The 12,425-nt window shown below is 73.0% G+C and carries 12 protein-coding genes and 1 tRNA gene; 3 read left to right on the top strand and 10 right to left on the bottom strand.

Annotation, left to right across the window (positions count from 1 at the left end):
* Nucleotides 1–14: 14 nt before the first annotated feature.
* Nucleotides 15–1,061, top strand: coding sequence for a methylmalonyl Co-A mutase-associated GTPase MeaB (gene meaB / locus DPA01S_RS07530; RefSeq protein ID WP_231889055.1), 1,047 nt, complete (start codon nucleotides 15–17; stop codon nucleotides 1,059–1,061).
* A 43-nt stretch (nucleotides 1,062–1,104) separates the two neighbouring features.
* Here the strand turns inward: meaB and DPA01S_RS07525 are convergent, their stop codons facing one another.
* The 3 genes from DPA01S_RS07525 to DPA01S_RS07515 all read right to left on the bottom strand — a co-directional run bounded on the left by DPA01S_RS07525 (nucleotide 1,105) and on the right by DPA01S_RS07515 (nucleotide 4,286).
* Nucleotides 1,105–2,358 carry an RNA polymerase sigma factor gene (locus tag DPA01S_RS07525; protein ID WP_061915102.1) on the bottom strand — a complete coding sequence of 418 codons (1,254 nt, stop codon included), beginning with the start codon at nucleotides 2,356–2,358 and terminating at the stop codon, nucleotides 1,105–1,107.
* Nucleotides 2,359–2,398: 40 nt separating this feature from the next.
* On the bottom strand, nucleotides 2,399–2,764 hold the full coding sequence (locus DPA01S_RS07520) for a YciI family protein (protein WP_061915099.1): 366 nt from the start codon (nucleotides 2,762–2,764) through the stop codon (nucleotides 2,399–2,401).
* A 154-nt stretch (nucleotides 2,765–2,918) separates the two neighbouring features.
* A complete protein-coding gene (locus DPA01S_RS07515) occupies nucleotides 2,919–4,286 on the bottom strand; it encodes an acyltransferase family protein (protein ID WP_083961617.1) in 1,368 nt (455 codons plus the stop codon).
* A gap of 172 nt (nucleotides 4,287–4,458) precedes the next feature.
* Between DPA01S_RS07515 and DPA01S_RS07510 the strand changes: the two genes are divergently transcribed.
* On the top strand, nucleotides 4,459–5,505 hold the full coding sequence (locus DPA01S_RS07510; protein WP_061915095.1) for an NAD(P)/FAD-dependent oxidoreductase: 1,047 nt from the start codon (nucleotides 4,459–4,461) through the stop codon (nucleotides 5,503–5,505).
* Between the two features lie 23 nt (nucleotides 5,506–5,528).
* Here DPA01S_RS07510 and DPA01S_RS07505 read toward each other — a convergent pair whose 3' ends face one another.
* From DPA01S_RS07505 to DPA01S_RS07485, 5 genes are all read right to left on the bottom strand, one after another.
* Entirely contained in the window at nucleotides 5,529–6,536 is a 1,008-nt protein-coding gene (locus DPA01S_RS07505) for a nucleoside hydrolase (RefSeq protein WP_061915090.1), read from the bottom strand.
* Nucleotides 6,533–7,042, bottom strand: coding sequence for a mycothiol transferase (locus DPA01S_RS07500; RefSeq protein WP_061915085.1), 510 nt, complete (start codon nucleotides 7,040–7,042; stop codon nucleotides 6,533–6,535). The genes DPA01S_RS07505 and DPA01S_RS07500 overlap by 4 nt, the downstream gene beginning before the upstream one ends.
* Nucleotides 7,036–8,514 (bottom strand): SDR family NAD(P)-dependent oxidoreductase, encoded by a 1,479-nt coding sequence (locus DPA01S_RS07495; RefSeq protein ID WP_181365959.1) that lies wholly within the window; start codon nucleotides 8,512–8,514, stop codon nucleotides 7,036–7,038. Before DPA01S_RS07495 ends, DPA01S_RS07500 begins: the two co-directional genes overlap by 7 nt.
* A 34-nt stretch (nucleotides 8,515–8,548) precedes the next feature.
* Nucleotides 8,549–9,193, bottom strand: coding sequence for a hypothetical protein (locus tag DPA01S_RS07490; RefSeq protein WP_061915081.1), 645 nt, complete (start codon nucleotides 9,191–9,193; stop codon nucleotides 8,549–8,551).
* 80 nt (nucleotides 9,194–9,273) lie between these two features.
* Nucleotides 9,274–9,359, bottom strand: a tRNA-Leu gene (locus tag DPA01S_RS07485).
* Nucleotides 9,360–9,546: 187 nt separating this feature from the next.
* Here DPA01S_RS07485 and DPA01S_RS07480 point away from each other — a divergent pair.
* Entirely contained in the window at nucleotides 9,547–10,089 is a 543-nt protein-coding gene (locus DPA01S_RS07480) for a YbhB/YbcL family Raf kinase inhibitor-like protein (RefSeq protein ID WP_061915078.1), read from the top strand.
* Between the two features lie 43 nt (nucleotides 10,090–10,132).
* Here DPA01S_RS07480 and DPA01S_RS07475 read toward each other — a convergent pair whose 3' ends face one another.
* Together DPA01S_RS07475 and DPA01S_RS07470 are read right to left on the bottom strand one after the other, a co-directional pair.
* Nucleotides 10,133–11,200 carry a quinone-dependent dihydroorotate dehydrogenase gene (locus DPA01S_RS07475; RefSeq protein ID WP_061915074.1) on the bottom strand — a complete coding sequence of 356 codons (1,068 nt, stop codon included), beginning with the start codon at nucleotides 11,198–11,200 and terminating at the stop codon, nucleotides 10,133–10,135.
* A 35-nt stretch (nucleotides 11,201–11,235) separates the two neighbouring features.
* Entirely contained in the window at nucleotides 11,236–12,267 is a 1,032-nt protein-coding gene (locus DPA01S_RS07470; RefSeq protein WP_061915071.1) for a YncE family protein, read from the bottom strand.
* Between the last annotated feature and the right edge of the window lie 158 nt (nucleotides 12,268–12,425).

The following is a 12,425-nucleotide window of genomic DNA, read 5'->3' as shown; positions in this document are numbered from 1 at the left end:
ACCCCCTGGGCGCCATGTCCACCACGGCGGGCACCGGCGCCCCGCGGGGTCCGGTGCCCAGGTCGACCGGGCCGCGCCCCCGCCGCGAGATCGACGTCGACGCCCTCCTGGAGGGTGTGCTGGAGGACCGGCGGCCCGTGCTGGCCCGCGCGATCACCCTGCTCGAGTCCACCAATCCGGCCCACCGGGAGAAGGCCCAGCAGCTGCTCCTCGGCGCCCTGCCGCACGCCGGCGGGGCCCTGAGGATCGGCATCACCGGCGTCCCCGGGGTCGGCAAGTCGACGTTCATCGAGTCGTTCGGCCTCTATCTGGTGGAGCAGGGCCACAAGGTGGCGGTCCTCGCCGTCGACCCCTCCTCCACCCGCACGGGAGGCTCGATCCTCGGTGACAAGACCCGCATGGCCACCCTCTCCACCGAGCCGCGGGCCTACATCCGGCCCTCGCCGACCTCCGGCACGCTCGGCGGCGTCGCGAAGGCGACGCGGGAGACGATGGTCCTGCTCGAGGCCGCCGGGTTCGACGTCATCCTCGTCGAGACGGTCGGCGTGGGCCAGTCCGAGGTGACCGTGGCCGGCATGGTCGACTGCTTCACCTTCCTCACGCTCGCGCGGACGGGTGATCAGCTGCAGGGCATCAAGAAGGGCGTCCTCGAGCTCGCGGACGTGGTGGCCGTCAACAAGGCCGACGGGCCGCACGTGAAGGACGCCCAGCGGGCCGCCCGCGAGCTGGGAGCCGCGCTGCGCCTGGTCAGGCCGGCCGATGCGGTGTGGAAGGTCCCCGTCCTCACGATGTCAGGCCTCGAGGGCGAGGGCCTCGACGGCTTCTGGGACGCGGTCCGCAAGCACCAGCAGACGATGGCCGAAATCGGTGAGTTCGAGGCCCGCCGGTCGCAGCAGCAGGTCGACTGGACCTGGTCGATGGTGCACGAGACCCTCATGGCACGCCTGGCCGCGGATCCCGACGTCAAGAGGGTGGCGCCCGAGGTCGAGCAGCAGGTCCGCGACGGCACGCTCACGGCGGCCCTCGCCGCACAGGCGATCATCGACGCCTTCGATTCCTGACCGATCGCAGAGAGCCCGGACCGCGCGGCGTCGAGCGGCACGGTCAGGCGCCCCACCACCGCTTCCGCAGATACGCGCGCTCGGCGTCGTTGAGGGCGAGCTCGTGAGCGCGTGACCACGCCTCTCGAGCCTCCTCTGACCGGCCGAGCATCTCGAGCGTGACCGCGCGGGCCTCGTGGAACGGGTGATGCCGCCGGAGCGCGGGGTCGGCGGACAGCGCCTCGAGTTCGGCGATCCCGACCGCCGGCCCGTCGCGGCGTCCGCGGGCCACCGCCCTGCCCAGACGTACCGTCGGACCGGGCGCGATGCGGGCCAGAGCGTCATACAGGACGGCGATCTGGGGCCAGTCGGTGCTGTCGAAGGTCGTGGCCTCGGCGTGCACGGCCGCGATGGCCGCCTGAACGGCGTACGGCCCCGGCCCGCCGGACGCGGCCTCGCGGGCCAGCGCCAGCCCCTCATCGAGGAGTAGCGGATCCCAGGACGCGCGATCCTGCTCTCCCAGCGGGACGGGCGTCCCGCCGGGACCGGCGCGGGCGGGCGCGCGCGCCTGGGTGAGCAGCATCAGGGCCAGCAGTCCCGTCACCTCTCCGACCCCCGGCAGGAGCCGGTGGATGATCCGTGCCAACCGGATCGCCTCCGCCGTCAGGTCCGACCTGATGTGGGCGGTGCCCCCGGTCGCCGCGTACCCCTCCGTGAAGATGAGGTAGATGACGGCGAGCACGGCGGGAAGACGGCGGGGGATTTCGGACGCCTCGGGTACCCGTACGGGGATGCGGGTGACCCGCATCCGCTTCTTGGCGCGCACGAGCCGCTGCTGCATGGTGGCGACCGGAACCAGGAACGCGTGCGCGATCTCCACGGTCGTCAGCCCGGCGAGGTGGCGCAGGCACAACACCACCTGTTCCTCGACCCTCAGGGTGGGGTGGCAGCAGGCGAAGAAGAGCTCGAGTCGGTCGTCCGGGATCTCATCGGGATCGGCGGGGGAGAGCGCCGCGGCGGGCAGGCGGCGCGGGTCCTGCTCCACCTTGAGTCGAGCGAGCCTCTCGGTGAGGGCGCGCTCCCGACGAAGCCGGTCGATCGCCTTGCGGGTGGCCGTGGTCATGAGCCAGGCCAGCGGGCGGTCCGGTACTCCGGTACGCGGCCATGACTCCGCCGCGGCGACGAGCGCGTCCTGCGCGGCGTCCTCCGCGAGGCCCAGGTCGCCGAATCGCGAGACCAGCGCCGCCAGCAGCCGCGCGCGCTCCTCCTGCCGGATCCGGAGCAGCGCGTCGGGGAGCGCCGGGCGTCCGGCGGTCACGGCGGGGCCCCGGTTCCGCTCGCCGCCCGGCGGATTCTCATCAGTACTCCGCGATCGCTCGGACCTCGACCCGACCACCGTGCACGCCGGGGCACCTCGCGGCCCAGGCCAGCGCCTCGTCGATGTCCGCGACGTCGATGACGATGGTCCCACCGACGAATTCCCGGCTCTCGGGGAGCGGACCCGAGGTGACCACCGGCTCCGCGCCTCCGGGCGGGCACGCGACGCTCACACCTGTCTCCGGATCCTCGAGGGCGAACCCTCCGGCCAGCACGCCGGCCTTGTCGAGCTCCGCGTCGAACGCCATGAACGCCTCCGGGCCGGGGCCCTGCTCGGCGTCGTCGTTGCCGGGCTCCCCGCAGCGCGCGTCGTCGAGGTTTCCGAAGAGCAGTAGTACGTATTTCATTGGTATCACCTGGCCGTTCGTGGTGGACGCCGGTCGCCGGAGTGCGCCGACACCATGATGACGAACGGGAGCGACCGGGATCGACACCTCCGCAGAAGTTTCTTCTCGCGGGCGCGCCGGGACACGCCACGTCGTGGGACGTCCGCGCCGGCGGTCAGCGTCGTTCGAGTGCCCTGCGCGCGGGCTCCTCGAGGAATCGGTGACTCGCTGCGCCCGCCGCCAGTGAACCCGCGACGGTGACCGGCCAGATGACCGCCATGCGCGGCGCCCACAGCGGGGTGCGGGTGAAGGGGAACGCGGCGTGCAGCACGAGTTGGTGCCACAGGAAGATCCCGTACGACCAGGTACCGACCTTCTGCAGCGGAGCCGATTCCAGCACGGGGAACCGTGTGCCCTCCGGCGCCAGGACGACAGGGGCCAGGACGAGGAACGCCATCGTGCCCGCCAGCCCGGTGCGGGCGGCGAACTCGAGCGGCCCCGGATGGACGAAGCCCTCGGAGAACCACGCCGGCACGGTGGTGACGACCAGTGCCGCCCCGCCGGCGATCCACCAGCCCCAGCGCGCGAGTCGATCGCGACACGCCCGGACGAGCGTGCCGGGCGGGGCCGTCACGATCTCGGCCAGCAGCATCCCCGCGGCGAACCAGGCGGTGAACGACGGTGGGAGGATCTGCACGTTGACATCGGTCGGCAGGAGGCCGAGCGCGTGCCACGGGATCATGGGGAACACCAGACCGGACGCGCCGAACGCGGCGATGGCCGGGATCCGCCACTTCGCGGCGTCGCCGCGCAGGCCCCTCAGCGCGGTCCACAGCAGTGGGAACGCGAGGTAGTACGCCATCTCCACCGCGAGCGACCATGCATGGGTGAGGCCGGCGACGAGGAAGTTCGACGTGTAGATCTGCGTGAGGGTCAGGTTGGCGATCCACGAGGCGGGCCCGTTGACGTGGTTCTGCTCGAGCAGCAGCATCGCGGCGGCGACCAGCACGGCGTAGGCCGGCATGATCCGCACGAGCCGCGAGCGCAGGTACTCGCGTGTGGGCCTCGCCGTTCCCGGCCTGTCCCGGCGGGCGTGATCGGCGTGCGCACGCCACAACAGGAAACCGGACTTGGCGAAGAACACCGCGACGGCCAGGTCGAGACGGCCGAACAGTCTCTTGATCGGCGAGCCGGTGGACGACCGCGTGACGAACGCGACGTGCGTGGTGAGCACGCCGACGGCGGCGAGGCCGCGGATCCCCTCGAGCGCCGGGACGAAGCCCTTGGCGCCAGCCGGAGGGCGTATCGCGCCGCCCGGGCCCGGGGTCCCCGGGGTGTGTCCCGCACGCGCAGAGCCGGACCCCGCGGCCGCGACCGATGTCGTGGTGTCGACCGGGTGGACGGAACCAGGGGTCGCGGCGCCCGGACCCGCCATCGTGAACACCGGCCGGCCCGCCCGACGACGCGCGGTCGCCCACACCGCGGCGCGGGCGGCGACCGCGCCACCCGCGGCGACGATCAGGGCGGCAGCGACAGACCTCATGGACTCTCCCAGGGCGGTGACAGGGGACGACAACGCGTGTCCGGACCCCTTCTGAGCCGTCGGACATCCGGTGGAGCCTAGCACCGGTTCTAGTTCCGTCACCGGCGTACACGGTGGCCGCCCGACCTTTTCCGTAGGGTGGCGTCACCCGGCCGCCCGCGAGAGGACAGACATGAGCGACACCCACACCGGCCCCCTGACCGACTCCTCGGAAGAGCCGGTTCCCGAGTCGGTGGACGTCCTCGTCATCGGCGGGGGCCCGGCCGGGCTGTCCGCCGCGACGTGGGTCGGCCGGTATCAGCGCTCGACCCTGCTCGTCGACGCCGGCCACCAGCGCAACCTCGCCGCGACGGAGATCCACGGCATGCTCGGCACCGGGCCCACTACGCCCGCGGAGTTCTATGCCGACATCCACGAGGGTCTCGAGGGATATCCGACCGTCCGCCGGCTCGACGGCATCGTCGCCGAGCTGGAGAAGGAAACCGACGAGAGGTTCGTCGCCCGCGTCACCCCGGCGAACGCCTCGAACGGCGGCGCGGACGACATGATCACCGTCACGGCCAAGCGGATCATCCTCGCCACCGGCGTACGCGACCGGCTGCCGGAGCTCGCCGGGATCGACGAGCACTACGGGGTCGACGTGCACCACTGCCCGGCCTGCGACGGCCTCACCGCGGCGGGCCAGCGCATCATCGTGCTGGGCGTCGGCGCCCACGTGCCGGCGTACGCCTCCGAGCTGCTCGACTGGGCGTCCGAGGTGGTGATCGTCACCGAGAGCGACGCGGACCCGACCTTCGATGACGACCAGCGCGCCGCGTGCGCCGAGCACAGCATCGAGGTGGTCGACGGCGTCGCCCGCGAGCTGGTCGGCGCCCCCGGCGCGCTGGAGGGGGTGCGGCTCGACGACGGGAGGGTGATCGAGGGGTCGAAGGTGTTCTTCTCCTACGCACACCACCCGACCAACGAACTCGCGGAGGCACTGGGCTGCGAGATGGACGAACACGGGGGCCTCATCGTCAACTCGCTGCAGCTGACGAACGTCGCGGGGGTGTACGCGGCCGGCGACATCGTGACCGGCCTGCAGTTGGTGCCGATCGCCGTGGGCACCGGCGCGGCGGCCGGGGTGGCGTGCGCGACCTCGCTGCGCGGGCACGACACCGAGGAGTGCGTCCCGGACCCGGCGCCACCGACGCGGAACTTCACCCGGCCCGACAACTGACGCCGGCGGGCAGCCCGGCCGACTCAGTCCTGTGGGCCGGCCATCGAGACGATCGCCGCGCAGACCTCGTCGAGCACGGCGCCCGCCCCGCCCGGCAGGAGCAGGTCGGTCGCGACGCGCGCGTTGTCGACCCGCCCGCGCTGACCACGCACGTCCGCGACCGTCATCCCGCGCGTGTGCTCGCCGGCGCACTCGACCCGCACGTGCGCGGGCTCGGACACCTCGGACCCCGGGTGCAGCGCGAGCCAGGCGACCAACGGATCGTGCACCTGCGCCAGGTAGCCCTCGCCGACGGACTCGTGGAACTCGAAGTAGAACCGCAGCGCGTCCACCAGGGCGCGGGTCAGGGGCGTGTCGGCGGCGGCGAGCAGCTCCCGCGAGCGCTCGGGCGTCCACACCGCCCGCTCGGTGAGGTTCAGGCCGCACCACAGCGGGGCGGTGACGGCGGGATCGGCGGCCCGCGCGTTCTCCCAGACCCGGCAGATCCGATCGGCGGCCTCGGGGTCGACGTCGACATTCCACTCGCTGACCGGGGTGGTGTTGCCCGGGTGCCCCCGGAACGTCCCACCCATCACGACCAGGCGCGCCAACAGACCGGGGAGGGCGGGGTCGAGCGCCACCGCCCGGGCCAGGCTGGACGAGGGACCGGTCACGATCCCCACCAGCTCACCCGGATGTGCGCGCGCCAGCTCCACCCAGAGGCGGGCGCCGTCGCGGGGGTCGAGCGCCCTCGTCGTCGTCGTCAGTTCCGCGTGCCCCGCCCCGCGGGGGCCGTGCGTCTCGGGGGTCAGCACGTGGGGGACGGCGATCGGGCCGGGTGCACCGGCGGCCACGGGCACCGGAGGCGCGCCAGCCAGGTCCAGCCACGCCAGGGCGTTGGCGACCGTGTCGTCGAGTCCGACGTTGCCGGCCGTGCACACCAGCCCGGCGAGGTCGATCCGCCCGGCCCGGTGCTCGGCGACCAGGTAGGCGATGGCCAGCGCGTCGTCGATGCCCGGGTCGCAGTCGAGCAGGACCGGGACGGGGCTCACTGCGAGGAGCCCCGCGGGGCCAGCACGTCGCGCGTCACCTGCAGCTGGCCGGTGTGCGCGGCGACCTCGTGAAGGATGTGGGCCACCACCCAGTCCGGGGTGAAGGTCCCCGCCGCACGGGCGCGGCCGACGTCGACCGTGGTGCCGGCGGGATCGGCGAGGTCTCCGCGCTCGACCGCCGCGGCGAGCCAGCCGGGCAGCCGGTCGACGAGCGCGGCGAGGCGGTCGAGTTCGGGCTCCACGGGGCCGGTGTAGGCGAACTCCGCCCCGCGGTCGCGGGAGATGGTCTCGCCGCCGAGGCACGCCGCGCCCCACGAGGTCAGGACCCCGCACAGGTGGTGGACGAGCACGGCGGCGGAGTTGGTGGGCCACCCGGAGCCCGCGGGCGTCGGACGGGTGTGCACGAGCGAGCCGGGCTCGTCACCGCCGAGGTCGGCCACGGCGGCGCGGATCGTGGGCAGCAGGTCCCCGGCCAGGATCCGGTGGACGGCGTCGACGCTCACCACGGGCTCGGCTCGAAGTCCTTGAGGAAGCATCCGTAAAGGTCCTCGCCGGCCTCGCCGCGCACGATCGGGTCCACCACGCGGGCGGCGCCGTCGACCAGGTCCAGCGGGGCGTGGAAGCCCTCCTCGTGGAGGCGGACCTTGGTCACATGCGGGCGCTCGTCGGTGATCCACCCGGTGTCCACGGCGGTCATGAGGATGCCGTGCTCGGTGAACATCTCCTCCGCGGAGGTGCGGGTGAGCATGTTGAGGCCCGCCTTGGCCATGTTGGTGTGCGGGTGGCCGGCGCCCTTGTAGCGGCGCGAGAACTGGCCCTCCATGGCCGAGACGTTGACGACGTACTTGCGGCGTGCCTTCGAGGCCGCCAGTGCCGGGCGCAGGCGGGAGACGAGGATGAACGGGGCGACCGAGTTGCACAGCTGCACCTCGAGCATCTCCATCGGCTCGACCTGCTCGACCGTGGCCACCCAGCTGTTGTGGTCCACCACGTCCGGCAGCAGCCCGCCGGCGTCGATCGCGGTGCCGGCGGCCATGCGCTCCAGCGACGCCGAGCCGCCCTGCAGCGCGAGGGTCGCGATGTGGTCGGCCTCGCGTTCGGCCTCCTCGGACCCGATGAGCGCGGACTCGCCGCCCATGAGCGCGGCGGGGTGCAGCTCGGAGGTGCGGCCCATGGTGACCATGGGGATGTCCGCGGCGCGGCCGGTGATGGGCGCGGACTCGCCCTCCACCAGGCCCGAGTAGGAGCCGGGGGAGCGGCGCACCGTCTGCGCGGCGTTGTTGATGAGGATGTCCAGCGGCCCGCCGGCGGCCACCTCGTCGGCCAGCGCCACCACCTGCGCGGGGTCGCGTAGGTCCACGCCGATCACGTGGACGCGGTCCGCCCAGTCGGGGTAGTCGTCCATCTGCGCGAAGCGGCGCACGGCGTCGCGCGGGAAGCGGGTGGTGATGGTGACGTCGGCGCCCGCGCGCAGCAGCATCAGCGCGATGTACATACCGATCTTGGCGCGGCCGCCGGTGAGCAGGGCCCGCCGGCCGGTGAGGTCCATGTGCGGGTCGCGCTTGGCGCGGTTCACCGCCGCGCAGGCCGGGCACAGCTGGTGGTAGAAGGCGTCGACCTGGGTGTAGAGCTGCTTGCACACGTAGCAGGCGACCGCGCGCTGCAGGTGGCCGGCGACGGCGCCCGGCGTGTTGGAGACCAGACGGATGCCGGCGGTCTCGTCGTCGATGCGCGTGGGGGAGCCGGTGGCCGTGGCCTCGATGACGGCCTTGTCGGCCTCCTGGCGCGCGCGGCGGACCTCGGCGCGCCGCGCCTTCTTGAGGAGCTTGAACATGTGGCCCACCGACCGCTGCACCCGGATGGAGTCGGGATGGTCCTCGCCGAGCGCCGCGGCCCGGTCGAGGACGCGCAGGCACGTCTCGAGGTCGTCGGGGTCGATACCGTCTGCGGGGATACCGTCTGGGTTGGTGCCGGTCACGACAGATACGGTACGACGACGAGGTGGTCAGTCCCTAAACCGTCCGCCCCCGCAGGGTGCTCGCGTCACCGGCGCGCAGACCGGTCACCACGTCCTCCACCGCCCGCATGTGCTCCTCCCGCCCGGAGAGGGCCGGCTGCCGGGGCGGGCCGTAGCGGGCGGCGTAGGCGTCGGACACGAGCTGGGCGTGGGCCTCCACCGGCAGAGCGGCCCGCTGGTCGAGCACGGCCCGCCAGTCGTACGCCCGGCGCCCGAGCCGGATCTGTTCGCCCAGGGCCCGGACGACGGACCGCGGGCCGAGGAAACGCCCCTGCCAGATGTGGACAAGCTCGTGGACCAGGGTCGGGGTCGCCCGTGGGCGGACGGCGCCGTCGAGGCCCGCGATGCCGACAACGCCGGGGTCGGCGCCGAGGTAGATCAGCCCGGGCAACGCGAACGCACGCGGGTGCGGGATCCCGGGGACGTGGCCACGCCGGATCGTTACGGCCGTGGGGTCGACGGTTCCGGCGAAGAACGCGCGGAGATCCGTGCGGACCCCGGGCGGCAGGTCGAGCGGCGGCGGGGCCAGGCCGAGGGCGTCGAGCCGGCGGTCGGCCGCACGGGCGACGGCGCCCAGCGCACGGCCCAGCGCGTCCGGGACGCGACCGGCTGAATCGACGGGTACCGGCGTCCGGGCCATCTGTCGGAACCTTCCCGTGAGACGAGAGCGGGCCCCGGTTCCTCGCGGATCCGGGGCCCTTCTACTGTCTCGACACAGTGTGCGCGAGGGGGGACTTGAACCCCCACGTCCGTTAATAGGACACTAGCACCTCAAGCTAGCGCGTCTGCCATTCCGCCACTCGCGCTCGCACACTGGCTGCCTTCGGCGGATCTCGTCCGCCTTGGCCGTGCGAGGAATGACATTAGCCGATGCCCGGACCCGGGACCAAATCGCGGTCCCGCCGCGGGGCGCGCGGGGCGGTCATCGCTGGTAGACAGGGACGTGACCGGCTGGAGGACCAATCCACACCGTCCGATCGCAGGAGGAGAACGATGACCCAGTTCCGCGTGCCCGACCCGTATGCCGCCCTTCCGGATCTGCCCGCTCTGGAGGTGACCAGCGAGTCGTTCACCGAGGGCGCCACACTGTCGGCCGCGCAGCTCGGCGGGAAGATGGGCGTCGAGGGCGGCCAGGACAAGTCGCCCCAGGTGAGCTGGAGCGCCGGCCCCGAGGGCACCAAGACGTACGTGGTGACGGTGTTCGATCCGGACGCGCCCACGGCGTCGGGTTTCTGGCACTGGTCCGTCGCCAACATCCCCGCGGACGTGACGTCGCTGCCCGAGGGCGCGTGTACGGGTGACGACACCTCGGGCCTGCCGGAGGGTGCCGTCGTGGTGCGCAACGACGCCGGCTTCAAGGGTTTCGTGGGCGCGGCGCCGCCGGCGGGTCACGGCCCGCACCGCTACATCCTCGCCGTCCATGCGGTGGGCGACGAGATCGAGTTGGGCGACGACGCCTCGTGTGCGTTCGTCGGTTTCAACCTGTTCGGTCAGGGACTGGCCCGTGGCACCGTGACGGGCATCTACGAGCAGTAGCGATATAGCGCCACGGCGCCACTGCGCTCGAGCGCGGCGGCGCTCAGCGCACCGCCGAGCCGACCGCCTCCGCCAGCGAGCCGAACCCGCCCTGGCGGAGGCGCCTGGCCACCAGGCGGTTGGTGCCGCGCACGAGCGACGGGCCGGTGAAGATGAACCCGGTGTAGGTCTGCACGAGGTGCGCCCCGTGGGTGATGCGGTCCCACACGTCCTCGGGGGTCTCGATGCCGCCGACCGAGATGATCACCAGGCGTCCCCCCGCGCGCGCGCGGATCCGGGCGAGCACCTCGCGCGAGCGCGCGGCCACCGGCGCGCCGGAGATGCCGCCCGCCCCCAGGGCCTCGACGTGCGCGGCGGGGGTACGCAGGCCGTCCCGCGAGATGGTGGTGTTGGTGGCGACGATGCCGGCCAGCCCCAGGTCGAGCACCAGGTCGGTGACCGCGTCGATGTCGGCGTCGTCCAGGTCGGGCGCGATCTTGACGAGCACGGGGATCGTCGCCACGTCCCGGACCGCGGCGAGGATCGGGCGCAGCGACTCGACGGCCTGCAGGTCACGCAGGCCGGGGGTGTTGGGGGAACTGACGTTGACGACGAGGTAGTCGGCCAGGCCGGTGAGCATCGTCGCCGAGGCCACGTAGTCGCGGACCGCGTCCTCCGCGGGCACCACCTTGGTCTTACCTATGTTGATCCCCACGGGATCGCTGCTGCGGCGCCGGCGGAGGTTGTTGGCCGCGTTGCCGGCGCCGTGGTTGTTGAAGCCCATCCGGTTGAGGATCGCGCGGTCCTCCACGAGCCGGAACAGACGCGGGGCCGGGTTGCCCGGCTGGGGCGACGCGGTCACCGTGCCGACCTCGCTGAAACCGAATCCGATGGCACCCCACGAGTCGACGGCGGCGGCGTTCTTGTCGAACCCGGCCGCGAGGCCCAGCGGGCCGGGGAAGGTGCGACCGAGGACCTCCTGGGCAAGCACGGGGTCGCGCACGCCCAGGACCCGCCGCACGACGGCGCCCAGGGGCGGCACCAGGGTCAGCAGCTTGAGCAGGCCGAACACCAGGTGGTGGATCCGCTCCGCGGGAAAGCGGAACAGCACCTTCTTGAGCAGTGCGTACACGGTCCTCCTCGATGGGACGTGGGTCGTCGGTGCGATCAGCTCGCCGGCTCGGTGAGGGTCGGACGGAGGAGGTGCAGCCCTGCGCCGTCGGCGGACCCGACCACCACGGTGCCGGACTCCGTGACCGCCAGGGAATCCGGCTGGCGGACCGTCGGGATGTCCGCCCGCAGGATCCCCACGCCGTCGCCGAGATCGTACGCCTGGATGGTGTTCGTTCCAGTGGAGGCGACCCACACGACCTGACGGGTCGGGTCCTCGGCCACCGCCCACGGGGCCGGGGCGACGGGGAACTGCTGGTGCAGCCGGACGGGCGAGGTGGAGTAGACGAGCAGCGTGCCGCCGACGGTGTCACTGGCGATCACGGAGCCTTCCCCCAGCTCGTCGAGGAGCCCCGCGCCCTTGCCCGCGCGCAGGAGCGGCCCGGCGTGGTCCGCCTCGAGGTCGATGCTGGCGATCACGGTGTCCGGTCGGCTCAGGGCGGTGACGGACCCGTCGCCGGAGACGCTGATCTCGTCGACCGACGTCAACCCGTCGATGCGGTGCTGCTCCGCGCCGCCGGCGTCGCGCACGACGATCTCGCCGTCGGGGGTTCCCGTCAACAGGCGTCCGTCGAGGGTGAGGGCGGCGGCCGAGACGGGCCCGAGGCCCGCCAGTTCACGCACCCCACCGTCGGGGGAGACCAGCACGACCCCGTCGCCGTGGGGGACCAGCACGGTCCCGTCGTGCGCGGCGGAGGCGGTCCCGGCCCCGGCCGGCAGGGGCACGGAGTCCTCCGCGCTCCAGCTGGTGCCGTCGACCCGGCCCAGCTCGAGCGACGGCGGGTTCTCGATCTGCGCGGCCACACGGTCGCCCGTGGCGACCAGGGCGCGGACCGACCCGGGCACCGGGATGGTTTCGCCCCCCGCCGGGTCTGAGACCTGCGGAGATTCGGCGGGGGCCGCATTACCCTGCGCGACGAGGTCCTGCTCCTCGAGCTCGCTCGTGGGCGAGGAGCAGGCGGTCAGGCCGATCGCGAGAGCGATGAGGGCGGCGGGCACGCCGGAACGGCGGAGGACACGTCGGTGCACGATGTTCCTTTCGACTGCCCGCCATTGTCCACCACGCGGGTCCGGGGTCCCCGGCCAGGTCCGGGCGACTACTCTCGCGGCGTGCCGTGACGCGACCGCGTCCGAGCCGCCGGCAGCCGAGAGGAAACCGCACACGTGAACACATCGGTCCTCGCCCA

The sequence above is a fragment of the Dietzia papillomatosis NBRC 105045 genome (assembly GCF_001570845.1).
GTDB classification, from domain to species: Bacteria; Actinomycetota; Actinomycetes; order Mycobacteriales; family Mycobacteriaceae; genus Dietzia; species Dietzia cinnamea.
This window is presented reverse-complemented; position numbering and strand designations above follow the sequence as displayed.

Bases quoted from the DNA above. Each gene is read 5' to 3' on its own strand.
- meaB (WP_231889055.1), top strand. From the start codon at position 15: ATGTCCACCACGGCGGGCACCGGCGCCCCGCGGGGTCCGGTGCCCAGG.
- DPA01S_RS07520 (WP_061915099.1), bottom strand. From the start codon at position 2,764: ATGAAATACGTACTACTGCTCTTCGGAAACCTCGACGACGCGCGCTGC.
- DPA01S_RS07515 (WP_083961617.1), bottom strand. From the start codon at position 4,286: ATGAGGTCTGTCGCTGCCGCCCTGATCGTCGCCGCGGGTGGCGCGGTC.
- DPA01S_RS07510 (WP_061915095.1), top strand. From the start codon at position 4,459: ATGAGCGACACCCACACCGGCCCCCTGACCGACTCCTCGGAAGAGCCG.
- DPA01S_RS07490 (WP_061915081.1), bottom strand. From the start codon at position 9,193: ATGGCCCGGACGCCGGTACCCGTCGATTCAGCCGGTCGCGTCCCGGAC.
- DPA01S_RS07480 (WP_061915078.1), top strand. From the start codon at position 9,547: ATGACCCAGTTCCGCGTGCCCGACCCGTATGCCGCCCTTCCGGATCTG.